General features: G+C 75.9%; 15 protein-coding genes and 1 tRNA gene. 5 read left to right on the top strand and 11 right to left on the bottom strand.

Going from position 1 to position 26,123, the window contains the following annotated elements:
• Positions 1–21 precede the first annotated feature (21 nt).
• Positions 22–94: transfer RNA gene (locus EKG83_RS20300), tRNA-Leu, on the top strand.
• Here EKG83_RS20300 and EKG83_RS49665 read toward each other — a convergent pair.
• Entirely contained in the window at positions 54–779 is a 726-nt protein-coding gene (locus EKG83_RS49665; RefSeq protein ID WP_407690784.1) for a cytochrome P450, read from the bottom strand. The genes EKG83_RS20300 and EKG83_RS49665 overlap by 41 nt on opposite strands.
• Between EKG83_RS49665 and EKG83_RS47955 the strand changes: the two genes are divergently transcribed.
• Positions 688–1,296, top strand: coding sequence for a hypothetical protein (locus EKG83_RS47955; protein ID WP_033431686.1), 609 nt, complete (start codon positions 688–690; stop codon positions 1,294–1,296). The two genes, EKG83_RS49665 and EKG83_RS47955, sit on opposite strands and share 92 nt — an antisense overlap.
• Before the next feature lie 444 nt (positions 1,297–1,740).
• Here the strand turns inward: EKG83_RS47955 and EKG83_RS20290 are convergent, their stop codons facing one another.
• The 6 genes from EKG83_RS20290 to EKG83_RS20265 all read right to left on the bottom strand — a co-directional run bounded on the left by EKG83_RS20290 (position 1,741) and on the right by EKG83_RS20265 (position 14,760).
• Positions 1,741–2,505: a class I SAM-dependent DNA methyltransferase gene (locus EKG83_RS20290; RefSeq protein ID WP_170191853.1), complete on the bottom strand. Its 765-nt coding sequence runs from the start codon at positions 2,503–2,505 to the stop codon at positions 1,741–1,743.
• A 65-nt stretch (positions 2,506–2,570) separates the two neighbouring features.
• The gene (locus EKG83_RS20285) at positions 2,571–4,439 is read right to left on the bottom strand and encodes a hypothetical protein (RefSeq protein ID WP_033431685.1); all 1,869 of its coding nucleotides are present in this window, start codon (positions 4,437–4,439) and stop codon (positions 2,571–2,573) included.
• Positions 4,436–7,993: a DUF5682 family protein gene (locus EKG83_RS20280; RefSeq protein WP_084716501.1), complete on the bottom strand. Its 3,558-nt coding sequence runs from the start codon at positions 7,991–7,993 to the stop codon at positions 4,436–4,438. The genes EKG83_RS20285 and EKG83_RS20280 overlap by 4 nt, the downstream gene beginning before the upstream one ends.
• A complete protein-coding gene (locus EKG83_RS20275; protein ID WP_033431684.1) occupies positions 7,977–9,116 on the bottom strand; it encodes an ATP-binding protein in 1,140 nt (379 codons plus the stop codon). Before EKG83_RS20275 ends, EKG83_RS20280 begins: the two co-directional genes overlap by 17 nt.
• Positions 9,113–13,912, bottom strand: coding sequence for a hypothetical protein (locus tag EKG83_RS20270; protein ID WP_033431683.1), 4,800 nt, complete (start codon positions 13,910–13,912; stop codon positions 9,113–9,115). The genes EKG83_RS20275 and EKG83_RS20270 overlap by 4 nt, the downstream gene beginning before the upstream one ends.
• A complete protein-coding gene (locus EKG83_RS20265) occupies positions 13,912–14,760 on the bottom strand; it encodes a DUF4132 domain-containing protein (RefSeq protein ID WP_033431682.1) in 849 nt (282 codons plus the stop codon). Before EKG83_RS20265 ends, EKG83_RS20270 begins: the two co-directional genes overlap by 1 nt.
• Positions 14,761–15,092: 332 nt before the next feature.
• Between EKG83_RS20265 and EKG83_RS20260 the strand changes: the two genes are divergently transcribed.
• Positions 15,093–15,251, top strand: coding sequence for a hypothetical protein (locus EKG83_RS20260; RefSeq protein ID WP_153278245.1), 159 nt, complete (start codon positions 15,093–15,095; stop codon positions 15,249–15,251).
• An 89-nt stretch (positions 15,252–15,340) separates the two neighbouring features.
• On the opposite strand, the gene EKG83_RS20255 is transcribed toward EKG83_RS20260, so the two are convergent.
• The 3 genes from EKG83_RS20255 to EKG83_RS20245 form a co-directional block, all read right to left on the bottom strand.
• A complete protein-coding gene (locus EKG83_RS20255; RefSeq protein ID WP_084716499.1) occupies positions 15,341–16,624 on the bottom strand; it encodes a putative glycoside hydrolase in 1,284 nt (427 codons plus the stop codon).
• A 600-nt stretch (positions 16,625–17,224) separates the two neighbouring features.
• Positions 17,225–18,664, bottom strand: coding sequence for an ATP-binding protein (locus tag EKG83_RS20250; RefSeq protein WP_033431680.1), 1,440 nt, complete (start codon positions 18,662–18,664; stop codon positions 17,225–17,227).
• Positions 18,664–20,343, bottom strand: a complete 1,680-nt coding sequence (locus EKG83_RS20245; RefSeq protein ID WP_033431679.1) for an FAD-dependent oxidoreductase — start codon at positions 20,341–20,343, stop codon at positions 18,664–18,666. Before EKG83_RS20245 ends, EKG83_RS20250 begins: the two co-directional genes overlap by 1 nt.
• A gap of 82 nt (positions 20,344–20,425) precedes the next feature.
• Between EKG83_RS20245 and EKG83_RS20240 the strand changes: the two genes are divergently transcribed.
• Positions 20,426–21,397, top strand: a complete 972-nt coding sequence (locus EKG83_RS20240; protein WP_228122716.1) for a magnesium transporter CorA family protein — start codon at positions 20,426–20,428, stop codon at positions 21,395–21,397.
• Positions 21,398–21,468: 71 nt separating this feature from the next.
• Here the strand turns inward: EKG83_RS20240 and EKG83_RS20235 are convergent, their stop codons facing one another.
• A complete protein-coding gene (locus EKG83_RS20235; RefSeq protein WP_033431678.1) occupies positions 21,469–22,881 on the bottom strand; it encodes a hypothetical protein in 1,413 nt (470 codons plus the stop codon).
• 138 nt (positions 22,882–23,019) lie between these two features.
• On the opposite strand from EKG83_RS20235, the gene EKG83_RS20230 reads away from it, so the two are divergent.
• Positions 23,020–26,094, top strand: coding sequence for an AfsR/SARP family transcriptional regulator (locus tag EKG83_RS20230; protein WP_033431677.1), 3,075 nt, complete (start codon positions 23,020–23,022; stop codon positions 26,092–26,094).
• Positions 26,095–26,123: the final 29 nt, after the last annotated feature.

Raw genomic sequence — 26,123 nt, 5'->3', positions numbered from 1 at the left:
ACCCCGGTGGTCGGCGGGCACACCCCCGTGGCCCAACGGCAGAGGCACCGCGTTCAGGACGCGGACGGTCCGGGTTCGAATCCCGGCGGGGGTACCGCGAACGAGGCCAGGCGACCGTCCAACAGGGACGGTCGTCGGGCTTCCGGCGACCGGGCCTCCGGGATGCGGGGCGTCAACGAGCACCGCATGCCCGTGGGCAGCAGCACCGAGCCGAAGCAGGTGCCCGTGGGGCCCTCGACCGCCAAGTCGTAGTGCGAGACCAGGTGGGCCGCCGTGCGGACCATGATCGTCAGCGCCAGGTGGGCACCGGTGCACACCCGCGGTCCGGCCCCGAACGGCAGGTAGGCGTCCGGCGCGCCGGAACCCGACCACCGCCGCGGCGAGAACCGCCCGGGCTCGTCCCACCAGCGCGGGTCGCGGTGCAGCAGGTAGGGGCTGAACAGCACCGACGTGCCCACCGGGATCGCGGCGCCGGCCAGTTCCAGGGGTGTGCTGGTGTTGCGGCCCAGCAGCCACGCGGGCGGGTGCAGCCGCAGCACCTCGCGGACGAACGCGGTGGTGTGCGGCAGGTCGCCGCCGGCGGCGGCTTCGCGGCGCAGGAGCCGCACCTCGTCGGGATGGCGGCCCAGTTCGCGCAGCAGCCAGCACCACGCCCCGCCGGCCGCCGGGATGGCGCTGAGCAGACCGGTGGCCACCACGCGCCCCGCCGCCCGGCCACCGGTGCGGCGGACCACGTCCACGAGCGACGGCGGGGACGACTCCGGCCGGTCGTCCGCCATCAGCCGGGCCACCTCCGCCCGCACCCGCCGGTTCGCCGCGCGGATGCGGCGGCGGTGCGCGCTCGGCCACCACCGCGGTACCCGGATCGCGGCGTCGACCAGCCCCCGGCCCGCGGCCGACGACGCCAGCAGCACGGGCACCAGGTCCGGTGTCGGCTCGCCCGCGCACACCGGCAGCGCGCTGCGCAGGCCCACCTCCCAGGTCACCTCCACCGGGTCGAACGGGCGGCCCGCCAGCCCTGCGAGCGCTTCGCGGATCGCCCGGTCCACGAGGTCCTGCCTGGCGCGCACCCCGGCCGGTTTCATCACCCGCCCGATGGCCTCGCGCACGGCCATCCACTCGCGCACCTCGTCGTCGGTGCGCAGCCGTCCGCCGTCGAGCAGGTCCGGGTTGGGCACGGAGTCGCGGTTGGTGCGCACCAGCAGCCGCCGCACGAGCGCGGGGTCGTTCAGCACCACCGCGTGGTTGCCCATCCGGAACACGTCGCCGTACCGGTGCACGCACTCCCGCAGGTAGCCGACGGGGTCGGTCTCGTAGTCCCGGCCCGGGTGCCTGCGCGGGCCCGGCAGGTCCAGTCGCTCGGCCACGGTCGCACGTCCTCTCGGGGAACGGGTGGTGCGCCGGGATGACCGGCGCACCACCCTCACGGCTCACATTCCGTCGTCGTAGTAGAACGGCCAGTAGCGACCAGGAGTCATTCCCCGACGCATGCCGAAAACGCGCAACACCAGGTTCCGCACAATGATCACCTCAATTCCTGCGATCTTCCAGACCAGCGGTACCGCACGTCCAAGCTAGCCCGCCCGGAGCCCATGCATTGGCTGGACCTGCGTAAACCACACCAGCGGGGCCGGCGCACCGACGATCCGCGAAACCGATGCGTCCCGGCCGAATGAGATGATCGGTCCTGCGGGTGAACGGCCACCGGTGAAATGACCCAGCGTCAGATCGGAATACCGTTCACGGGCGGCGCGCCACGTAGAGCAGGGCGTCGTCGGCGTGGTCGTCGGCGCCTGCCCGGAGTTCGCCCGCGCGCAGCCCGTGCACCGCGACGCACTCCAGCCCGGCCTCGGCGAGCGCCCGCCGCAGCAGCGGTTCGGGCCGGTACCGGAAGAACGCGTGCTGCTCCACCCGCCGCCAGCGGTCGTCACCGGCGGCCAGGAAGCGGGTCCAGTGGGAGTCGAACACCGGCTCGTCCCCGGCCAGGCGGGTGGTCCGGCAGGTGGCGAAGTGACCCGGCCGGTCGTCCACCACGACCCGTTCCCGGGCGCACCGGTAGCCGCGCTCGCTGACCTGGTCGAACACCAGCACCCCGCCGGGGACCAGCGACCGCGCCACGCCGGCCAGCGCGGCCGCCAGGTCTGCGTCGGTGAGCAGGTGGCTGATCGGGTCGGTGACCGCGCAGGCCACGTCGTGGACGCCCAGGTCCGGCAGGTCGCGCAGGTCGGCCAGTCGGAACCGCACCCGTTCGGCCCCGGGCTTGCCCTCGGCCACCGCGAGCATCGCGGCCGACAGGTCGCAGCCGGTCACCCGGTAGCCCAGGGCGGCGAACCCGAGGCTGCTCAGACCGGTGCCGCAGCCCAGGTCCAGCAACCGCTCCCCCGGCGCGCCGTACCGCTGCGCCAGCTCGTGGAACCACCCCCCGTGCCGCTCGAACGGCCGCAGCGCGGCGTTCTCGTCGTAGAAGGGTGCCCATTGCTCGTAGAGCTGCCGAAGGTCGTCCATGCGGCACAGCATGCGGCCGGGGATCGGCCCGGGACGGCTGCGTGCCTCGATCGTGTGAAGTCAGCTCACGGCGTCCGGTCAGGGGTGGTCACGGCGTCCAGCCAGGCGCGGCGGGCGGCGGCGCGGGTGAACTCGCGGACGTGGACGCCGGCGCGCAGCCAGGCCGTCGGGAAGTCGTCGCCCGCGTCGCGCACCACCCGGCCGAAGGCGTCGCGCTCCCGGTCGCGCGAGGTGGCGGCCAGGTCGGCCAGCAGGTCGGCGGTGGTGGTCAGGCCGGTGCGGGTCAGCGCGGACACGTCGCGCGCCGCCGACGCCACCGCCGCGACCGCGCGGCCGCCCAGTGCGATGCGGTGCAGCACGTTCACCAGCGGGCGCAGCGGCTGCGGCAGGTGGTCGGCCGGTGCGGGCCGGGGCGGGAGGGCGCGGGTGCCGTCGCCCGCGACGTGGGAGCGCTGGAGGCGGTCCAGGCCCAGGTCGACGTGGTGGCGCAGGTCCGCGGGCAGGTCCAGGTCGCCGGCCACCGCCAGGGCCGCGGCGGTGCCGGGCCGGTCGGGCAGGAGGCGGGCCACGACCTTGACGCGCAGGCCACCGGCACCGGCCAGGACGCGGAGGTTGTCGCGGGCGCGTTCGCCGTCGCCGACCAGGTCGACGTGCGCGCCGCCCGCGTCCACGCGCAGCGCCGGCCCGGCCACGCCCAGCACCACGGCGTCGAGGAACAGCAGGTCGGCGGCCGCGGGGCGGTGGCCGTCCGGGCGGCTGCGGGCGTGGAAGGCGCGGACCACCTGGTCGGCGAGGGGCGGTGCCCACAGGTCGGCCAGGGGCGGTGCGTCCCAGGCGGCGCCGGCGGCGGCCACCGCGCGGACCGACCTGCCCGCGCCCAGCCGGTGGTCCGGTGACCCGGTGCCGCCGGAGAGCAGGAGGCCCGAGCGGCCCAGTTCGCGGTGGGTGAGACCGGACTCACCGACCGCGACGGGGCCCCCGGCGGCGGCCGGGACGCGTTCGGGGCCGCCGGGGAGTACGGATTGGACTGTCCACAAGCGACTGTTCTCGTCCACCAGGTGCGTGACCACGCCGCCGTAGCCGGAGGTGGTGACCACCGGTTCGGTGCACAGGCCGTGGAGGCGCAGGGAGCCGACGGGGTGGTACTCGCGGCGGGCGGTGCCCCGGAGTTCGGCGGGGTCGGTGGGGGCGGGGGCGCGGAGGTCGTGGCACAGCAGCATCAGCTCGACCAGTTCGGCGGTGAGCACCGCGCGGTCGAACGACGAGTCACCCGTCCGCGCGGCGGCCAGGGACGAGGCGATGCGGAGCCCGTTCGCGGCGGCCCGGTGGAGGCCGGCGAGGCGGGCCCGGTGGACGGCCCGCAGCAGTTCGGCCCGGACCACCGCGCCGCTGCCCGTCGCGCCCGAGCGGAGGACGGTCGCGCACGCCTGCCACAGGGCGGTTGCGGCGGTTCGCTCGTCCTCGCGGATCGGGGTGGGGGAAGGGGGTGCGGGAGTGGCGGGAGAGGGGGCGGAGGCGGGAGCTAGCCCGGCGGGTACACCGGCGGCGGGCGGGGCAGGAGCAGGCGGAGCTGAGTTGGGGGCAGCGGGGTCGGGGGCAGCGGGGTCGGGAACATTGGTGGGCGGGTCGGGGTTCGGCGCCTCCGCGATCCCGGCCGCCGCCACGGCAACGCCCCGGTGCAGGCACCTCGGCGCCAGCAGGCAACTGCACACCAGCTCGTCGGCCGTCGCCAGCACGCCGTCGTGCAGGGTCCAGGTCAGGGTGGCCTCCGGGGTCGGCGCGGCGCGGGCCACGTCGCCCTCGCGGGTCACCTCCCAGTCGGACGCCTGGTCCAGGGCCGCGTCCACGCGCTTGCGCAGGCGCGGCGGCAGGGCGTCGAGCACGTCCGCCACCACGGCGGGCGCCACCGGCGGCAGCTCGGTCCTCGGCGTCATCCGCGCACCTTCTCCCCCACCCAGCGGGCCAGTTCCAGCGGGCTCAGGGCGGCCACCGGCATCCCGGCGGCCACCAGCGCGCCCGCCACGGACGTCGAGTACCGCGCCCTGCCCTTGTCGTCGAGGCCGGCACATCCCAGCACGGTCACGCCGGAGGCCACCAGCTCCCGCACCTGCGCGACCAGCGGCGCGACCGGGCCGCCCTCCTCGAAGTCGCTGATCAGCACCACCATGGTCCGCTCCGGCACGGTCACCAGGGACCTCGCGTGCCGCAGCGCGCCCGCGATGTGCGTCCCGCCGCCCACCCGGACCTCCAGCAGCAGCGACAGCGGGTCGGCCGTCCGGCCGGTCAGGTCGACCACCTCGGTGGAGAACGCCAGGAAGTGCGTCGACAGCGCGGGCACGCCGGCGAACACCGACGCGGTCAGCGCCGCCCACACGGTCGACTCCTCCATCGACCCGGACACGTCCACCACCAGCACCAGCCGCCAGTCGGCCGCCCGGCGCCCGCGGGTGCGGAACACCGGCCGCTCGGGCACCACCAGCACCCGCCCGGAGGGGTCGCGGCGCGCGGTGGCCAGGTTGGCGCGCAGGGTCCGCGGCAGGTCCAGGCCACCGCCCGGCCGCCGGGTCGGCGCGGGCAGGCGCAGGCCGGTCAGCGCGGGGCGCACGCGGTTGGCCAGTTGCGCGGTCAGCTCCCGGACCAGGCGTGCCACCAGGGGGCGCAGCCGGGCCACGGTCTGCTCGGACAGCCCGCCCGCCAGCGACAGCACGTTGCGCAGCAGCTCCACCGAGGGGCGCACCGAACCCGGGTCGACCTCCAGCGCGGCGTCCAGCCGACCGGCCTCCACCGCCGCGGCCAGCACCTCCTCGCGGACCCGTTCGCCGAACAGCTCCCCCAGCTCCTCCGACCACTCCCGCACGCCCGGGAACGGCGTCGAGCGGTCCCCGCCCAGGCCGCCGGTCGAGGCGCCCTCACCGCGGTCCGCGCCGTACAGCTCGTCCAGCGCCGCCGCGTACCGCGCCGCACCGGCCGGCCGCTCGCCGCGCGCACCCAGCAGCAGGTGCCACCGCACCGCCACCGGCAGGCCCGCCGGGTCCGCTGGACCCACCGCCGACACGCCCGCCGGGTCCGTCACCGGCGGTCCCGCAGGCTCCACCGCGGCGCGAGGCGCCACCACCCGACCGTCCACAACGGACTCTGGCCGCTCGATCCCGTGCGTCAGCAGCGCTTCCGCCCCTGCCCGCTCGGCCTCCAGCCACACCGCCAGCAGCTCCGGGTCGGGCGCCCCGACCCGGTCGACCACCGCGCCGGTCCGCTCCTCGACCACCGCGAGCACCCGCGCCCGCGCGGCCGGGCCGATCGAGGTGAACGCGCCGCGCAGCGCGGGCAGCCGCTCCAGGAAGTCCCGGTCGGCCAACCGCTCCACCCGCTCCAGCAACGGGTCCAGCGCCTCCGGCGTCTCCAGCAGCGCCCCGGCCGCCGCGAGCACGCCGGTCAGCGACCGCCGCAGCACGTCGCGCAGCGGCGCGGTGGTGGCACCGTCCACCCACGACGCGACCCGCTCACCCAGCGCCGACGGCGGCACCAGGCCCAGCAGCACCCGCGCCGCGCCCGCCGCGCCGGCGATCAGCGGCGCGCCCTCGTCGGCCAGCCGGCGCAGACCGGCGGCGAGCCGCAGGCCGGTGCCGTGCCCGTCGTGCCGCTGCCCCAGCTCCACCAGGGCCCGCGCGTCCGCGGGGTCCTCCGACCCGGCCAGCCCGTCGAGCTGCGCCACCGCGGCGGTCTCCAGTTCCCGCACCAGCAGCGGGTGCGCGTCCAGCACGTCGCCGGGCGTGCCGGCCAGGTGACCGGCGCGCACCCGGTCGAGCAGGCCCAGGGCCGCCAGCAGCTCCCGCAGGGTCCCGGCCGACGGCAGCACGGCGGCCACGTCGCCGAGCAGGTCCCCGACCAGCGCGGGCAGCCCGCACGCGGCCGCGTCGGCCAGGTCGGCCAGCACGTCGGCGGGTGCGGGCCCGCCGCGCTGCTCCCGCTCGGACCGGCGGGCGCGCAACCGCCCGTGCGCGGCCGTCTCCAAGGTCGCGCCCCACAGGCCGGCCACCGGCAGCGTCGCCGCGGTCGCCGGGGTCCACGCCACCGACCACCGGGTGGTCAGCGCGTCGCCGCCGCCGACGCCGGTGGTGGCGGTCTCGGTCGCGTAGCTGACGCCGAGCACCCCGAGCCGCCGCAACGCCACCTCGCGCCGGGCGTCCAGCGGCGAGCGCAACGGGTCCAGCCGCAGGTCGACCGGCGTCCGCGAGCCGGGCCCCGGCAACCGCAGCGAGGCCACCAGCTCCTCCACGGCGGGCGCCAGGCCCGAGCGGGGCGTGCCGGGGGCGAGCGCGCCGGTGCGGTGCCCGACCAGCACGTCCCCGGCCGCCCGCGCCACCACCCGGCCGCGCCCGAGCGGTTCGGCGTGCGTCAGCACGGTCTGCACGGCCTCCACGACCTCGCCGCGGCCGGGTGCGGGCAGGCCGCGCAGGCGGGCCAGGTCGACCGCGACCCGCAACGCCTCGCGCGCCTCGCCCGGTCCGGCGGGGTGGCCCAGTTCGCGGACGCGCGCGCAGATCCGCACGATCACCGACGCCGCGGCGGCCTCCACGGCGAGCGGGTCGCCGCCCGCCTCCAGCACGGCCTGCTGCCACTCGGGGTCGCGGATGCCGGCCGGGTAGCCGGAGCGCTCGTCCAGCAGCGCGAACCCGTAGGGCACCAGGGAGGTGACGATCCCCGGTGGCGGAGGTGGGGTGGTGCCACCCGGGAACGGGGGTGGAGCCCCGTCCACCAGCGCGGCGGCGTGGAACGAGCCGACCACCGCCGCGCAGCGCCGGCCGCCCACCTCGGCCACCACCCGCCGCATCCACGCCTCGCGGCGCAGGTCGAACGAGTCGACCCCGGTCACCGCCGCGTCCTCGCGCAACGCGCGCCCGACCAGCAGCGCGGCCCGCCGCACCGCCTCGGCGGCCTGCCCCGGCGCGGCGGCCTCGACCAGCCGGTCCCACAGGTCGTCGCCGTCGCGCCCGGTGGCGGCCCGGCGCAGCGCGTCGGTCAGCGGCGTCGCACCCCGGTCGCCGGCGCGGTAACCGTCGCCGCGCAGGGCCAGCGGCAGGTCGCACGGCCGCACCTCGACGCCGTTGGCGAACGCCCACCTGATCGCGGCCAGCTCCGGGGAGAAGTCCGCGAACGGGTAGAACGCCAGCTCGCCGCCGTCGCGCGCGGCACCGGACAGGGCGACCGGGGTCACCAGGTCGGGCGCCGCCAGGTGCGGCAGCCACTCCCCCAGCTCCTCGGGCAGCTCGACCAGCAGCACCTCGGGCGCGCACGCCGCCAGCAGGGCGGGCACCGCCGCCGCCAGCGCGGGCGAGTGGTGCCGCACCCCGATGAGGAACGGGTCGCGGTGCCCGACCAACCGGTCGAGTTCCGCGACGGTCAACCGCTCCCGGTGGTTGGCGGGTGCGGGGGCCGGCGGCTCGCGGTCGTTCGACGGCAGACCGGTCCCCTCAGGCGTCGAGGACATCGCGCAGTTCCCACAGCCGCCGCCAGGTGCGGGCGCCCTGCTCGGCCCGGCGGCGCACCGCACCATCCCAGTACCCGAGCAGCCGGGCCGAGTCGCCGGGGTCGTCCTTGCGCACCACGCCCAGCAGGTGCCCCGGCAGCAGCGACAGCGGGTCGCGGTCGCCGGGGAAGTACGCGTCGGCCAAGCCCAGCGAGGTCGCCACCGACACCGCCTCGGCCGTGCTCATCACGGTGGAGGGCCGCTCGACCGACCACCCCTCCTCGGACACCCCGTTGCGCAGGTCCCGGAACGCGGTGACCAGCACCTCCAGCACCACGTCGTCCACGGCGAACGGCGCGCCGACCCGTTCCAGGGCACTGCTCGCCTGCCTGCGCACCAGCGCCGTCTCGGCGGCCAGGTCGCCGATCGGGCCGACCGCCTCGAAGTTGAACCGCCGCTTGAGCGCGGCCGACATCTCCGACACGCCCCGGTCCCGCAGGTTCGCCGTGGCGATCACGGTGAAGCCGGGCGCGGCGTGCACGGTGGCGGCGTCGGTGCCGGACAGCTCGGGCACGGCGATGCGCCGGTCGGACAGGATCGACACCAGCGCGTCCTGCACCTCGGGCAGGCAGCGGGTGACCTCCTCGACGCGCACCACGGCACCGGTGCGCATGGCGGTGAGCACCGGCGAGGGCACCAGCGCCCGCGGGCTCGGGCCCTCGGCCAGCAGCAGCGCGTAGTTCCAGCCGTAGCGGAGCTGGTCCTCGGTGGTGCCCGCGGTGCCCTGGACGACCAGTTGGCTGCTGCCCGACACGGCGGCCGCCAGCAGCTCCGACAGCATCGACTTGGCCGTGCCCGGTTCGCCGACCAGCAGCAGGCCGCGCTCGCCGGCGAGGGTGACCACGGCCCGTTCCACCAGGGCCCGCTCGCCGACGAACTTCGGGCTGATCGCCAGGCGCGCGGGCAGCCCCGGCACCGGTTCCGGCAGCGCCAGCGGGCCGTCGCTGCCGAGCACGAAGGTGACCGCGGCCCGCGGGGTGAGCCGCCAGCCCGGCGGCCGGGGGCCGTCGTCGTGGGCGGCCAGGAACGCCAGCTCCTCGCGGTGGGCGTCCTCGGCCGGGTCGACCTGCCTGGGTGCGGTCACCTGCGTCCTCCGGTCTTGAGCTCCTCGTAGGCGGGCGCGTCGCCGTCGAGCACGCGCCGCCACGCGCGGGCGAACAGGTCGGCGACGGGTTCGCGGGGCACGATGGCGGCCCTCGGGTCCCCGGTGTAGCCGAACATCGGGGCCTTCCACGCCTCCAGCGGCAGGTGGGGAGCTGTCAGCGCCAGCCACCCGCCGGGCAGGAACAGCGAGCGGCCGGCGCGGGCGCGCTTGGCGGTCAGCACCAGGTCGGTGCCCGCCAGCGCGGTGCGGGCGGCGCGCAGCCGGGCGGGCTTCCACCCGGTCCAGCGGGCCACGTTCGCGTCGGTCGGGTCGGGCAGCGCCAGCAGCTGGAGGTAGAGCACGGCGGCGTCCTCGGGCAGGTCGAACCGCCCGGCCACCTCGGCCACCAGGTGCGGCGCCGACGTGGTCGGGTCCTGGTGGTAGGCGGCCGGGTCGACGCCCTCGGGCGCGCCGGCGGCGCAGGCGGCGGTGAGGCCGTCGTCGGCGAGCAGGTCCAGCGCCCGCAGCACGTCGTCGCCGTGCGCGACCTCGGCGAGCAGCTCCAGCAGCGGGCGGTCCCGCGGCCCGACCAGGCCGGGCCGCACCACGAACCGGCAGTAGTCGTGCTGCACGGTGATCACGTCGAGCCAGTCGCGGTGCCGGTGGGCGGTGCCGGTCGGCGGCGCGTCGATGCCGAGCAGCGCGCGCACGTCCGCGGCGGGGGTCCACCCGTTCAGCTCGACCGCGAACCCGGGGTGGGCCACGCGCCGCCGCACCTGCGCCAGGGCCTCGGGCAGCCGCGCGCGCAGCGGTGAGCCGGCCGGGAGCCGCTGCGCGAGCCACAGCAGCACCTGCGGCACGATCCACATCGCCGCGCGGTCGAACGCCTCGCCGTCCGCCCCGACCAGCTCGGTGCCGTCGAGGCGCAGGTTCGCGTCGGTGGTCAGCCAGGGCACCAGGTCGGGGTTGACCACGCCGGTGACGTACTCGGCGGGGCGCGGCACGCCGAGCTGCCTGACCGCGTCCTCCAGCACGTCGTCCGGCACGGGCACCAGGCGGCCGTGCCGGGCGGTCCACACCTCCGCCACCGCGGCCACGTCCGGGCCGCGCGTCCACAGCTCCACCGGGTCGGCGGGCACGGCGGCGGCCAGCAGCCGGTGGCGGTAGGGGGTGTCGAGCGACCGCAGCCGCGCCTTGGCCGCCTTCGCGGCCGCCGCGGACAGGCCGAGCAGCCGCCGGTGGTCGGGGTCGAGGTAGTTGGCCTCCCAGCCGGTGACGCCGGGCATCCCGGCCAGCAGCACGGTCGCCTCGGCGGTGCCCAGGCCGGCGGCCTCGGCCAGGGCGGGCACCGCCTCCGGGCGCCACGGCGCGGGGCCGCGCTCGGCCAGCGCGTCGAGGAAGCGGTGGACGCGCCCGGCGCCGAGCGGGGTGCCCGGCTCGTGGGCGTGCGTGAGCCGCCAGTCGCGCGGCAGCTCGTAGCGGCCCGGGGTGCGGGTGAACTGGAGGCCGTCGAGCCGGGTGCCGGGGTCGGAGGTCCAGGAGGTGGTGAACAGGGCGAGGAACCCGTCGCCCACCGGGAGCACCCGGTGCTGCACCGCGCCCTGGCCCGGTGGCACGAGCACGCCGACCTCGCGCCAGTGCCCGTCGGCCAGGCCGCTGTCGGCCAGGCAGCGCAGCACCAGCACCAGCGCGTCGCGCTCCTCGTCCGGCGTGAGCGGCGAGGCGGCGCGGTGGAGCAGGGCGGCCAGGTTCGGCAGCGCCCGGAACCAGGTGGAGCTCTGGCTCTCGGGCAGCGGCCCGGCCTCGGTCCGGGCGGCGGCCTCGCCGAGCGCGGTGATCAGCCGCGGCAGGGTCGTGGGCACGGGGTTGGGCGACCGGTACGAGTGGCGGCCGGCGAACCAGTCCAGCGCGTCCTCGACGTCCTGCGCGGTGACCGCCGGACCGGTCGGGGCGAGCCGGGGGCCGACCTCGCGGGCCGCCTCGGCGACCTCGGCGTAGCCGCGGTAGGAGCGCAGCACGTCGGCGGCGCGGTGCACCACGTCCGCCACGCCCAGGACCAGGGCCTGGTCGGTGATGCCGGGCAGCGCCGCGACCACGGCGTCGCACAGCTCGTCGCGCTCGCCGCGGGCCAGCAGGTCCAGCCGGGCGCGGACGGTGCGCCGGCCGCTCTCCCCGGCGAGGGCGACGGCGAGCAGGTCGTCCACGGCCTGCCTGGTCACGGCGCGCAGCGCGGCGGAACCGGCCTCGTCGCGCGGGCGCAGCAGGTGCCACCAGGGGCCGGGCGGCACGACCGGGGTGCCGGCCGCGTACCGGGGGCGGTGCCCGCCCGCGGTGACCCGGCCCAGCTCGGTGCCGTCCTCGGCGAGCAGCACGACCTCCTCGCCCGCCTCGCCCAGCGGCAGGTCCGCGCCGGGCAGGCGCAGCACACCGATCGGGCACGGCGCGTCGGCGGGCAGGCGCACGCGGCGCCCGTCGATCCCCTCGCCGGTCCACGACCGGTCGGCCTCGCGGCGCACCCGCCAGCCGTGCAGGCCGTCGGCCGTGCCCAGGAGGCTGTCGGCGGTGGCGGGCACCGCCGGTCTCAGGTCGCAGCGGTCGAGTTCCAGGGACGCGCCGTCGAGCGCGAAGTCCTCCAGGAACCGCGGCAGGCCGGCGCGACCCAGCTCGCCCGTCGCGGGGGCGACCTCGCGCCACCGCCACCGGTCGTCGTGCTCCAGGGTCCACAGGTTCACGCCGTCGCCGAAGGCCGCCTGGCCGACCGGGATGCCCGTGTCGCCGGGGTGCACGACCCGCCGCCCGGTGAAGCGGGCGCCGTCGGGCATCGCGATCGACGCGAAGGACACCTCGCGGGTGTAGTGGTACCTCGTGCCGGTGGGGGCGAAGATCCGGTCGGGTGCGTCGCTCCAGTAGGCCAGCTCGCCCTCGGGGCCGTGCCAGCGCACCAGCAGGACGCCGTCGAACCAGTACGCGGTCGGCTCGTAGCCCCACCGGGCGCGGGCGTCGGCCGGGACGCGCAGGACGTGCTCGGCGAGCACGCCGTCCGGGCCGACCACGACGACGTCCTCCCCGGCGCGCAGCACGAGCGCGGGCCAGCCCTCGCCGCGCACGGACAGCGTGGCGTTCCTGCCCTTCGTGCCGTCGAGCCGGGCGACCGCCTCGTCGAGGGCGGGCCAGCCCACCTCGTCGAACAGGCCGGCGCGCAGCGTCCGGTGCACGGCGGCGGCCACGTCGGTGCGGGCGATCGCCTCGGCCGCCTCGGGCACGTCGGCGAACGCCTCGGGCAGCCGCACCACGGCCAGCCGGGAGAGGTGCCGTTCGAGGTCGGGCAGGCCGGTGGCGGTGACCCGCGCGGCGCGCTCGGTGAGCCAGTGCCGCAGCGCGGTGCGCAGGCCGGGCACGGCGACGGCGGCGCCCAGCGCCTCCGCGTCGACCGCCTTCTGCCCGGCGTGCCGCTGGAAGTGCGAGACCAGGCCCTCGGCGAGGGCGCCCACGAACCGCTCGGAGGCGGCCAGCGCGGTCAGGTCGCGGCGGCCGGGGTTCTGGTCGCCCAGCCAGCCGTCGACGTCGAACTGGTTGTTCCAGCGCTTCCCGGCGGCGATCGGCACGCCGTGGGCGACCAGCAGGTCCAGCAGGTCCAGCTCGCCCTGCCGCCAGGACCGCAGCGCGCGCACCGGCACGCCGTCGGCGACCAGCCGGTCGACCATCCGCCCGACCAGGTCCAGCAACCTGGTGGAGCGGCCGGTCTCCCGCCAGCCGCCGGAGCGCACCGCGAGCACGGACGCCAGCCACCCGGCCGGGTCGGCGGGCACCTCGCCCGGTGGTCCGGTGAGCGCGCGGGTGGCGCCGCACTCGTCGAGGAGGTCGAACCACGGGTCCAGCGCGGCGGTCGAGTCGGGCACGAACGCGAGCAGCCGCGCGCGCACCCCGGCGTCGGCCTTGGCGATCGAGACCAGGGAGTCCCGGTAGGACTTCCAGAACGCCGCGCCCGCGCGGTTGATCGCGGCGCTGTCGAGGATCGCGCGCAGCAGCCGTTCGTCCTCGGCGCGCGCGGTGCGCTTGGCGGCCTTGGCCAGCCGGCGCAGGTCCTCGGGCATCCCGGTGTAGGGCGGCAGGCCGCCGCGGGTGCGCTCCACGCACAGGGTGAGGAACAGCTCGTAGGCCGAGTCCGGGTCGTGCTTGCGCGCCAGGCTCTTCGAGTACTCGGACAGGGCCTTGGCGGTCAGCGCGCCGGCGAAGGCGAACTCCAGGAACACCTCGCGGGTCCGCTCGGGGTCCACGGCCAGGTCGTGCACCCGCTCGGCCTCGCGGGCCTTGCCGAACATGCTCGCCGCGTAGTTCTGGTTGCCGTGCTCCAGGAAGATCCGGCCGGCCTGCTCGTAGAAGGTGGGCAGGAAGTGCGGTGCGGAGCGGCCGAGCATGTCGCCCAGCGCGGTGAAGCCGTCCTTGGCCGCGCCCGCGCGGGACTTCGCGGTGCGGGCCAGGCGCTCGACGTCCTTGACGAGGTTGAGCGCGTGGTGGGCGTTGGCCGGGTCGTGCACCAGCGCCCAGGCGGGGAAGCCGAGCGCGCTGCGCCGCCCGGTACCCACCTCCGCGACCCTCGCCGGTGCCGCGAAGCCCAGGTACTCGCAGGTCAGGTCCTCGGCCGCGCCGAGCACGGCGGGCGTCAGCCGCACCACCACGCGGTCGTCCAGCGCCGGGTGGGTGTAGTGGCGGGCGGTGACCGCGTCGCGGTCCTCACCCGCCGTGCCGGTGCCGGGCAGCACGGCCCCGGCGTTGATCAGCGCCTTGTCGTCCATCAGGCCACCGCCGCTTCCTCGACCACGCGCCCGGCGTGGATCGCCGAGGCCATGCGCATCCCCTCGGACCACGCGACCGGCCCGACGTCGGCGAGCGGCAGCGCGGTTCCGTCCTCCAGGACCCAGCGCAGGTCACCGGTCCAGGTCTCGCCCTCGGGGTAGTCCGAGCCGAGCCAGTAGCGGGCCTCCACGACCCGGCCGCCCTCGAACGCGGCGTAGACCGCGTCGCCGCCGCGCACCGGGTAGCCCAGCGAGCGGCACCGGCCCAGGGCGTGGTTGAGCTGTTCGAACCTCCCGCCCCGGTAGTCGCCGACCGACGTGCCGGCCGCGGGTTCGGCGGGGCGGGCGAAGGTCTGCCGGAACAGCTGCTGCACCTTCTGCTCCACGCCCAGCTCGGCGCCGAACTCGCGCAGCTCCCCCAGGTCGTCGAGCAGCACGGGGTGCGGGACGCGCACGGTGTCGGGGCGGAGCCGGACCGTGTCGCCGTCGAGGTTGACCAGGCCGAGGCCGCGCTCGGGGTCGGCGTCGCGCAGGAAGCCGACCTCGTCGGCGGCGATGACGACGAGGTCGCGCAGGGCGGACGCCCACGCGGCGTCCGCCCAGACCTCGGCCAGCAGGGCGGTGGGCACCGGCAGCGAGCGCACCATCCACTGGTCCACTGTGGACAGGCACTCGGCCTCGTGGCGGGCCAGCCACTCGGCGAGCTGGCGCAGCTGGACGACCCGCGGGTCGTCCTTGAGCGAAGCGGGTACCGAGGAGAGGAGCTTGCCCTTGCCGTTGCGGCACTGGACGCGCCCGTTCTCCCCCAGCCGCACCTGGTACCCGGACGCGGCGTCGAGCCAGCCCACGGTTCCTCCTGCGATTCGTTCACGACGTTTGGCGGGAGGTTAGCGACGGGGTCCGACAAAAAGATCAGCGCCGGGGGTTCGCAACCGGGCCGTGATCACCGGGGTGGAAGTGGAGGGGCGCGGCAGGCGGAGCCGGGTGTCCGGGCGCGCCGCCCCCGGCCGGGGCCCCGGTCCGCGCCGGACGACGTCCGCGGTGACCCTGCGTCGCGCGGTGTATTCGCAACGAAACGAAGCGGGCCCCGCGGGCCGCAAAATTGCGGCCCGCGGGGCCTTACCTCAAATCTTCCCCAAATTCTCTACGTGTGTGAGCGGAATCTCCCTACTCTTCTCTCATGAGACTGCTGCTGTGGTTCGCGCTGGTGAGCGCGTTGGCGGTCGAGGGGGCCACGATCCTGCCGTTGCTGGCGGGCTTGGTGCTCGTCGGCTGCGCCGACGTGCGCTTCGGCCGCGGCGCGTACGCGCCGGACGTTCATGACCTCTTTGTCGGCTGACGGGTGAAAATCCTTCCCAAAACGAACTCCCACCCACGAATTCACCACCGTCGACGCCGCGCACCGCGGTGCCCGGGCGGATTCGGCCGTCAGCACCGCTTGCGCAGGATCGACCCCGAGGTGCCGCGCAGCGCCACGGAGGTCACCGAGGAACCGCGCTCGTCGGTGTGGGTGCCGTCCACCCGCACGGTCACCGCGGCCGTGTCCGTCCGGTTGGCGTTGACCACGACCGTGCCGCAGGCGAAGTCGCGCTGGTAGACGTTGCGCGCCACCGCCCGGTACGCGCCGATGGGCGCCCCGAGGTCCCAGTCGTACTCGGCGTGCCACGGCGAGGCGTCACCGTAGCCGTCGGTCCGGTCGATCTCGGCGATCGCGGACCGCCCGCCGGCGGCGAGCAGGTAGCTGGCCAGGGCGTACCGGTAGGGCCGCTCGGCGCCCGCGCTGAAGTGCGGCTGCACCCAGGTCATCTTGCCGCGCGCCTCGTTGGAGGCGATCTCGGCGACCTGCCTGCTCCAGCCCTCCGGGTACTCGGAGAGGAGGTCGCCGTCGCCGAAGGTCAGCCACCACTCGTCGAAGCCGCCGTCGAGGTGCTCGGTGTAGGCGTCCCAGGCGCCGGCGTGCAGCCGCGCGTTGGCCAGGTTCGCGACCGTCTTCAGGCCGGCGGCGACGAAATCGTCGCGGGTGTTGGCCAGCATCGACTCGTAGGCGTCCTGGATGGCGGCGTCGGTCGGGTACTTCGCCGGGCACACGCCCTCGTGGTAGGCGTCGCAGGGGAACAGCGCGTTGTCCATGAACACGCCGTCGAAGCCGCCCGCCCGGGCACTGGCGATCACATTCTTGGCCCACGCGTCCTGATAGGCGGTGTTGCCGACGTCCATCTGCCAGTGGCCGGAATAGCCGCTGTATTCGAACCGGTGGCCCTGCGGGTCGAGCAGGAACCACTCGGGGTGGTCGCGCTCGGCCGCGCAGAAACCGATGCCGGCGGGCAGGTGCGCGTCGTCCACGCCGTTGTGGCACGCGTAGGACCGGGTCGAGGAGAGGTCCTTGTAGACGAACACCCGGATCGCCGGGTTGGCGGCCTTGAACCTCGCGGCCAGATCGCCCTCCCAGGCGTTGAGCACCACGTAGCCGCGCCGTTGGGCCTCGCGGGCGAGGGTGGCGTCCGAGACCGCGGTGTTGTTCCAGTGCAGCCAGAACGACTGGACCCGGCCGCCCCCGACCGGGGCGGCGGCCGGGTCGGGGATGGCCGCCGCGGTCGGGGTCACGAGCGCCGCCGCGGTCACGACGGCCGCGATGAGGGCCAGGGTCGTGCGGGTCCGGCCGCGTCGCGCGAAGCGGCGCCGAGCGCGTTCATTTCGTTTGGGCAGGGTCATGCCGAACTCCCATTACGGCAGGCGGCACCCACCGTCGATCACGGCGACGATGTCGCCCGCGACAGGGGAACAATGGGCGCGCCCGCCCTCGTGGCTGGATGTGCGCAGATCATCTACTGGCCGGTAGCGGAACGCGCAGCCGAAGTAAAACCGCTTCTCGGCGGACAGGTCAAGTAACGTGCGCCACATCGCGCGTGAAATGCGCCGTCTTTATTGGTCGCGATTAATTCGGTCAACTGGCAAAAGATCATGCGTGGTGGCGGCCCACCGAACGCTCTTCAGCCGGAACCGCGCTGAGCGTGCTATCGCCGACCGCGCAGACCCAGGGCTCGACCGACGTCCGGCTGGGGGCGGGGCGTGCTCGACCTCCGCCGGCCTGGTCGGGACGTCCCGCTCGGTGCACGGGACGCGGCACTCCTCCCGGTGCTGGGAGCAGACGCTCTCGTCGGTCAGGCCGCCCCGCCCGACCACGACGCCGACGCCGACGCCGACGCCGACGAGCGGGCCACGACTCCCGGTGAACCCCGGAACCGCCCGCCCACAACCTCGCGGAAGGGGCGGGCACTCCGTTCCGGGACGTGCCCGGTCACCTCGGTGGCGCTACGCGACGCCTCCGGCCCCGTCCGACGCGGGTCCCGCCGACAGCGGCAGCCGGACCTGGAAGCGGGTGTCGCCGGGCCGGGACTCGACGCGGATGTCGCCGCGGTGGCGTTCGACCACGATGCGCCAGGTGATGTCCAAACCCAGCCCGGTGCCCTCGCCCACCGCCTTGGTGGTGAAGAACGGCTCGAAGATCCTGGGCTTGACCTCGGGCGGGATGCCCGTGCCGGTGTCGCCGACCTCGACCAGCAGGTGGTCGCCGTCGCGGGCGGTGCGCACGGTGAGGGTGCCGCGGCCGTCCATGGCGGCCACCGCGTTGTCCACCAGGTTGGTCCACACCTGGTTCAGCTCGGCGGCGTAGGCGGGCAGCGGCGGCAGGGACCGGTCGTAGTCGGTGACCACCCGGACGCCGTCGCCCAGCTTGCCGCCGAGCATGACCAGCGTGGAGTCCAGCAGCTCGTGCACGTCGACGACCTGGAACGGGGCGCGGTCGACCTGCGAGTACTGCTTGGCCGCGCCGACCAGGGTGGACACCCTGGTGGCGGCGTCCTCGACCTCGTTCATCAGGGTCTCGGTCTCCACCGTGTAGGCCAGCCAGCGCACGGCGGCCTCGGTGGCGGTGGCCGGGCACTCGCCCACCGCCCGCTCCAGCCACTCGACGTCCAGGCCGCCCGCGACCAGCACGGGCGCGAGGTCCCAGCCGCCGTCGATGCCGTGGCCTGCCAGCCAGTCGCCGACCTCGTCCTCCAGGTCGGCGGCCTGCATGGGGCCGAGCTTGGGCGCCTTGGCGACCTGCTCGACCGCGTTCTCCTGGAGCCGCACCAGCGTGGTCAGGGTCTTCGGGTCGATCGACCCGCCGGCGAGCAGGGCGAGCTTGTGCCGCATCCCGGCCACGCGCTCGCGCAGCGCCGCGGTGGCCCGCACGGCGGCCGCGGCGGGGTTGTTCAGCTCGTGGGTCAGCCCGGCCGACAGGGCGCCCAGGGCGAGCAGCCGCTCCCGCTGTCCCACGATCCGCTGGGTGTTGCGCATCCCGAAGAACAGGCCCTCCAGCAGGTGCATGGCCATCGGGAACCAGGTGCGGAACATCTCGCCGAAGTCGTCGGCGGGCAGCTGGTAGAGCCGCACGTCGGTGACCGCGTCCGCAGTCATCTCGTAGGTCTTGCCGGCCGGGAGGTCCGCGCTCACGTACGCCTGGGTGGCGCCGAAGTAGGCGCCGCGGTGGGAGGTGCGGTTGGTCTCCACCCGCTGGCCGCCGATGGTGCGGCCGAGCGCGACGGTGCCGTCGAGCAGCACGAAGAAGCAGGTCGCGGGCTCGCCCTCGCGCAGCAGGCAGGTGCCCGCCGGGTGGGTCTCGACCTGGCCGTGGGCGACCAGCCAGGCCAGCTGCTCCTCGGACAGGTGCTCGAACAGGAACAGCCCGCGCAGGTCGTCGGCGTCCATCAGGAGCGCTCCAGGTAGCGGTGGACCAGGGACACGGCCATCGCGCCGTCGCCCACGGCCGAGGCGACCCGCTTGACCGACTCGGCGCGCACGTCGCCCGCCGCGAACACGCCCGGCAGGCTCGTCTCCAGGTGGTAGGGCGGCCGGTCGAGGCCCCAGCCCGCGGGCGGGCGGCCGTCGGCGACCAGGTCGGGCCCGGCGAGCACGAACCCGCGCTCGTCGCGGGCCACGGTGCCGTCGAGCCAGTCGGTGTGCGGTGCCGCGCCGATGAACGCGAACAGCCACGACGCGGGCACGGTCGTCGTCTCGCCGGTCTTGTTGTGCCGCAGGGTCAGCGTCTCCAGGTGCTCCTCCCCCGTGCCGCCGACGACCTCGGTGCAGGTGCGGACCTCGATGTTGGGCACCCGGGCGAGCTGCTGGACGAGGTAGTGCGACATCGACCGCTCCAGCGAGTCGCCGCGCACCACGAGCACCACGCGGGTGGCGTGGGCGGCGAAGTACAGCGCGGCCTGGCCCGCGGAGTTGGCGCCGCCGACCAGGTAGACGTCCTGGCCGGCGCAGTGCGGGCCCTCGGTGGTGGCCGCGCCGTAGTACACGCCGCGGCCGGTGAGCGCGCCCAGGCCGGGCGCGTCGAGCCTGCGGTAGGACACGCCGGTGGCGAGGATGACGGTGTGCGCGGCCAGCTCGGTGCCGTCGCCCAGCCGCACCACGCGCGCCGCGCCGCGGGCCTCCAGGCCGACCACGTCGCAGGCGGTCAGCACCTCCACGTCGAACTTCAGCGCCTGCCTGCGGGCCCGCTCGGTCAGCTGCTCGCCGGACACGCCGTCGGGGAAGCCCAGGTAGTTCTCGATGCGGCTGCTGGTGCCCGCCTGGCCGCCGGTGGCGCGGCGCTCGACCAGCACGGTGCGCAGGCCCTCCGAGCCGCCGTACACCGCGGCGCCCAGGCCCGCGGGCCCGCCGCCGACCACGACCAGGTCGTAGAAGTCGGTGGACGGGCGCGTGCTCAGGCCGACCTCGGCGGCCAGCTCGGCGTCGCCCGGCTCGACCAGGGCCCGGCCCTCGGCGGTGACCACGACGGGCAGCCGCGCGCCGTCCTGCCCGGCCGCGGCCAGCAGCCGCCCGGTCTCCGGGTCGCCGTCGTCCACGGCGTGCCAGCGGAACGGCACCGAGTTGCGGGCCAGGAAGTCGCGCACCTCGTAGGAGCGGGCCGACCAGCGGTGCCCGACCACGCGCACCTGCCGCGCCGAGCCGCGGTCGCTGACCGCCCACGCCTCCAGCAGGCCGTCGAGCACCGGGTACAGCTTCTCCTCCGGCGGGTCCCACGGCTTGAGCAGGTAGTGGTCGAGGTCCACCACGTTGATCGCGCGGATCGCCGCGTCGGTGTCGGCGTAGGCGGTGAGCAGCACCCGCCGCGCGGCCGGGAACAGGTCCATCGCGGCTTCCAGGAACTCGATGCCGCTCATGCCGGGCATCCGGTAGTCGGCCAGCAGGGCGGCGACCTCCTCGCCGCGCAGCTTGATCTCGCGCAGCGCGTCCAGGGCCTGGGGCCCGGACTCGGCGCGGACGACCCGGTAGTCCCCGCCGTAGCGGCGGCGCAGGTCGCGCGCCACGGCCCGGGACACGTTCGGGTCGTCGTCCACGGTCAGGATCGAGGCGCGGGCGACTGGGGGTGTCGTCATGGTCCACAGTGAACCAGCGCGGACCGGGCGCGTCACCGGTCCGCGGCGGTGATCACCCGGCGTTCCCCGCTACCCTCGGCCCGTGCCGCACACCCGCCTGTACCGCGACGGCGTCCTGGAGGCCGAGGGCTTCCCGGTCGAGGAGGTCTCCGCACGGCTGGCGGAGGACGGGGTGACCGCCTGGGTCGACCTGTGCGGGCCGTCGCGGCCGGAGCTGGAGCTGCTGGCCGAGGAGCTGGGGCTGCACGAGCTGGCCGTGGAGGACGCGCTCCAGGAGCACGAGCGCCCCAAGCTGCACCGGTACGACACGCACAGCTTCCTGACCGCCTACGCGGTGCGCCTGGACCGGGCGACCGGTCGGCTGGCCACCGCCGAGGTCGACGCGTTCCTCACGCCGAAGGCGCTGGTCACGGTGCGCGCGGACGACCGGTTCGACATCGGTCTGGTCACCGCGCGCTGGGACTCCGCGCCGCTGCTGGCCGGCAGCGGCGTCGGGTTCCTGGTGCACGGGCTGCTGGACGTGCTGGTGGACGGGCACTTCGAGGCCGTGCAGGCGCTGGACGACCACGTCGAGCACCTGGAGGACATGGTGTTCGACGAGCGCCCGCACACCACCGAGGTGCAGCGCCGGTCGCTGGCCATGCGCCGGTCGCTGGTGACGCTGCGCCGGGTGGTGCTGCCGATGCGCGAGGTGGTCAACACCCTGATGCGCCGCGACCTGGAGGTGGTCGACGGGCCGATGGCGCCGTACTTCCAGGACCTCTACGACCACGTGCTGCGGGCCTCGGAGTGGACCGAGTCGCTGCGCGACCTGGTGGCGACCATCCGCGACACGCAGCTCAACATCCAGGGCAACCGGTTGAACCTGATCATGAAGAAGGTGACCGGGTGGGCGGCGATCATCGCGCTGCCCACGGCGGTGACCGGCTTCTACGGGCAGAACGTGCCGTACCCGGGGTACGACCGGCCGTGGGGGTTCTGGACGTCCACCGTGGTGATGGTGGTGCTGTCGGGCGGGTTGTACGCGACTTTCAAGCGCCGCGACTGGCTTTGAGGCGCGCTCGAACGCCAAGTGGCGCCCGAGTGACCTGGACCACTTCCGGGGTGAGACCGGTGGCGGGGCGGCTACTGTTCCCGCACCTTCCCGGGCGCGTCGCGCTCGCGGCGCCGTGCCTCGATCCGCCGCCGGCGCTCCTCCTCTTCCTCCTGGGACACCGGCTGCGGCGACCTGCCCGCGCGTCGCTCCTGCCACCTGGCCTCGCGTTCCTCCCGCAGCCGGAGGTCCCGCTCCCGCTCCGCCCGTTCGGCCGCCCTCGCCCGGTCACGCACCGCGGTGAAGCGCCGGTCGCGCGCGTCCTCGTCGTCCTGCTCGGCGGCCCAGGCCGAGCGGTTCGCCTCCTCCTTCGCCCGGACCGCCTCCCGGATGCCGGGCGAGCCGGGCGCGTGCCGGGCGAGGAACTCGCCGAGGCGTTCCAGCAGCAGGGGGTGGGTCGCCAGCGAGTCGCGGAGGGCGGCGGTGTCCCGGCGGTCGAGCCGGTCGAAGGTGGCCCGGAAGGTCTCCCACGGCGTGGTGCTGTAGCGGAACGACCGGTGGAACTCGTGGAGGGCGGGCGAGTTGAGCGGGTTCAGCGACTCCGGTTCGACGTGCCCGCGCACGCGGTCCCGGAACGGCTGCCGGGCCTGGCCCTCCTCCCCGTCCCAGGCGGCCGTGACCTGCGGGTAGGCCGATCCGCCGTGAATGTCGCGGAAGATCGCCAGTTGCCGCGCGGTCCGGAAGCCGTCCAGTTCCGCGGCCGGCCGCTCGTCGTCCGGGAACTCGTCCCGCGCCTGGTAGGAGTGGGCGCGGTACTCGGTCGCGTAGATCTGCCACGCCTCGTCCAGCCCGTGGTCGCGGGAGGTGTGGTCGAGGCGGTCCCACTCGCCGTTGCCGTCGGCGAGGTGCTGGACCTCGTGCACGAGGAACTTCACCACCTCCTCGCGCGTGCGGTCGCCGTCGACGAGGTGGATGAGGCCGCCCCGGACGAACGCGGGCACGCCGCCGACGACGACCCGCGCCAGCCCGCCGTGCCTCGGGTGGAGTTCGTAGTCGGCGGCGGGTTCCACGTCGGGCCGCACCGCGCTCTTCAACCACATCTCGCCCTGGTGGGGGTCGAGGCGGCGGTGCTCGTGGTCGTGCGGCCGCGAGAGCACGAACAGCGGGCTGGTGCCCTGGAGCAGCCAGCGGGCCGTGTTGCGCCAACGCCGGTCGTAGTCGTCGTTGGTGGCGCGTTCGGGGATCGCCGCGCCCTCCTCCAGGACGTCGAGCACGCGTCTCCGGTACCCGCGGTGCCGCTCGACGGCCTGCCCGGCGGCGCGGGCCTCCTCGGCCGGCACCCTCTTCGCGTCCGCGACGGCCCAGGTGCGCTGGACGATCGAGGTGACGGCCGCGTTGCCCGCCAGGCGTTGCAGCGCGTGCAGGCCGGTGAGGTGCGGTGCGGCGGGTGGTGGCGGGGTCCGGCGCGGGGCGCGTCGGTGGTGTTCGCGGTCCGGCACCGTCATGGCTTCCCCGTCTCGTGGTCCGGGCCCGATTGTCGGGAGGGCGGGGCACCCCGGTCATCGGCTGATCGGATGAGCGCACGTCATCCGATCCAGTGAGGGCCGGGTAGGCTCGCGGCACTGCTGCCAGGGGGTCGTGCCGTGCGGTTCGGGGTTCTCGGGCCGTTGCGGGTCGAGCGCGACGGCGAGGTCGTGGCGGTCGGCGGGCCGAAGCAGCGGGACCTGCTGGCGCTGCTGGTGCTGCGGGCCAACCGGTTCCTCAGCGCGGACTGGCTGGTGGACGCGCTGTGGGACGGGCGGCCGCCGGCGAGCGCGCACGTGACCCTGCGGACCTACGTCGCGGGCCTGCGGCGGGCGCTGGAGCCCGGGCGCGGTCAGCGCGTGCCCGGTGAGGTGCTGCGCGGGCACACCGGCGGTTACGAGCTGCACGTCCCGCCCGGGGCGGTGGACGCGGTGCGCTTCGCCGAGCTGGCCGACGCGGGTGCGCGGGCGTTGGCGGGGGGCGACCCGGTGGCGGCCGAGCGGTGGTGCGGCGAGGCGTTGGGGTTGTGGCGCGGTGAGGTGCCGGTCGCCGGGCTGGCGGCGGTGCGGCCGGACGTGGCGCGCCTGGCGGAGGCGCGGTTGACCGCGTGGGAGTGCCGGTTCACCGCCGCGGTGGCCTCCGGCGGGCACCGGGCCGCGCTGCCGGAGCTGCGCCGCTTCGTGGCCGCCCACCCGGACCGCGAGCACGCGCGTGCCCAGCTGATGCTCGCGCTCTACCGGGCGGGGCGGCAGGCGGAGGCGCTGGCGGTGTTCGACGAGGGGCGGCGGTTGCTCGTCGAGGAGTACGGGGTCGAGCCGGGTGAGGAGCTGAGGTCGCTGCACCGGCAGGTCCTCGACCACGCGGTGCCGCCCCCGGATGTGGAACTCGCGGTGTCGGGGTGGAGGACACGCGGTGCCGGAGTGGAGGACACGCGCGGGGTCGGCGGCGTGTCCTCCGGTGGGGCACCGCGTGTCGCGCGTTCGGCGCGGTTGGTGGGGCGCTCGGCGGAGCTGGCGGTGCTGGACGACCAGCTCGCGGCGGCGGTGGGCGGCGGTGGCCGGTGCGTCGCGGTGGTCGGTGAGGCCGGCATCGGCAAGACCAGCCTGGCCAGGGCGGTGGCCGAGCGCGCCGGGCGGGTGCCGGTGGTGTGGGGGCACTGCCCGGACCTGGGGCAGGCGCCGCCGTTCTGGCTGTGGTCGCAGGTGGTGCGGGCGCTGGCGCCCGGCGCGGACGACCCGGCGCTGGCGGGGTTCTCCGGCGGCCCGCGGTCCGGCCCGGTCGACCCGGCCGCGCGGTTCCGGGCCTACGAGGCGGTGGCGGAGCTGATCCGGTCGGCCGCCGAACCCGCCGGGCTGGTGCTGGTGCTGGACGACCTGCACGCCGCCGACCCCGACTCGCTGCTGCTGTTGCGGTACGTGGCGACCGGGTTGCCCACCACGCGCGCGCTGGTCGTGGCCACGCTGCGCCCCTACGAGCACGACCCGGCGCTGGTGGCGACGCTGGCCGACCTGGCCCGCGGGCCGGGCTTCCGGCAGGTGCGGCCCGCGGGGCTGGCCGCGCCGGCGGTGGCGGAGCTGGTGCTCGCGCGCACCGGCGCTCGCCCGGCCGACGGCGTGGTGGACGGCCTGGTCGCGCGGACGGGCGGCAACCCGTTCTTCATCACCGAGCTGCTGGCGTCGCCCGGTGACGAGCCGCCGCCGGGGGTGCGGGACGCGGTCCGCCTCCGGCTGAACGCCCTGGACGGGGCGACGCGGGAGCGGGTGGACCTGCTGGCCGTCGCCGGGCGGGAGGTGGACGTGGCGGTGCTCGGGGCGGGGACCGGGTGGTTGGCGGGGGTCGGGCACCTGGTGGTGGAGACCGGGCCGGGCGCGGTGCGGTTCCGGCACCCGCTGTTCGCCGAGGTGGTGTACGCGGAGCTGGGGCCGACCCGCCGGGCTTCGCTGCACGGGCGGTTGGCCGACGCGGGGCGCGGGGTGTTGAGCCCGGCGGAGCTGGCGCACCACTACGGGCGGGCGCGTGGTCGGGAGGCGGAGCACCTGCGCTGGACGTTGGAGGCCGCCGAGGACGCCACGCGGCGGTTGGCTTATGAGGACGCGTTGGCGCACTTGGACCGGGCGGCGGGGTTGACCGGGGGTGCGGCGGAGTTGGCGGTGCAGCTCAAGCGGGTGTCGCTGTTGCAGATCACGGTGGGGGTCGGCAGCGACGCGGTGGACCGGGCGGCGGCTCGGGCGCGGGAGCTGCTCGCGGAGTGGGGACGCGGGACGGCGGGGTTTTCGGACGCCGGGCTTTCGGCTGTGAGGGCCGCGGCTGCGGAGGCGGGTTCGAGTACGGCACTGGGCGCGGATCCGCGACTGGCCCTGTGGACGCTCGGCGAACTCGCCTGCAACCGCGCGGAGTTCGACATCGCGCGGGAGCTGGCGGTGCGCCTGGTCGAGGCCGAGGGTGGTGCCGGGGACGGTGGGGTGACCGGGGTCGCGGGTCGGTACCTGCTGGGTGTGGCCGCCTACTTCACCGGTCGCCTGGCCGAGGCCGACGAGTTGTTGACGGCGGCCGTCGAGCGGTTGGACGCCCGGTCGCTCGTCGGGCGGACCGGCCGGACGCCCGCGCTCGCCACGTACGACTTCCGGGCCCTGGTTCGTTCTTTGCGCGGTGATGCCGACGCGGCGCGGCGGGACCTGCGTGCCGCGCACGACCTGGCCGAGCGCACCGGGGACCCGTACGGCCGGGCGAACGCCGCGCTGTTCGCCGGGTGGGCCGCGTTGCAGGAGCACGACGTGGTCGGCGGTCGGGAGGCGGGCCTGCGGTGCCGGGAGCTGGGTGCCGGGCAGAACATGCCGCACTTCGTGACGGTCGGGGACTTCCTGGTCGAGTGGGCGGTGGTGCGCGGGGGTGACGACTCGCGGTTGGCGGCGATGCGCGCGGCCGCGGACGGGATCTACCGGCTCGGGTTGCGGTCCACCCGCACGATCACGATGGCGGCGGTGGCGGACGCGCACCTGGCGGTGGGGCGGTTCGAGGAGGCGGCGCGGTTGGCCGGGGAGGGGCTGGCGGCGGCCGCGGCGGTGGGGGAACGGGTGCTCTTGGCCGAGTTGCACCGGGTGCGCGGGGTGGCGCTCGGGGATCGGGAGGAGCTGGTCCTGGGTGCGGGCATCGCGGTCGGGCAGGGGGCGCGGTTGTTGGCGGCCCGGTTCTGATCGTGTGGAGGTCGGCCTCCACACGATTT

Origin of the sequence: Saccharothrix syringae, assembly GCF_009498035.1 — a bacterium.
GTDB classification, from domain to species: domain Bacteria; phylum Actinomycetota; class Actinomycetes; order Mycobacteriales; family Pseudonocardiaceae; genus Actinosynnema; species Actinosynnema syringae.
Note: the sequence above shows the minus strand (reverse complement) of the source record. Positions and strands in the feature narration are given on the sequence as shown.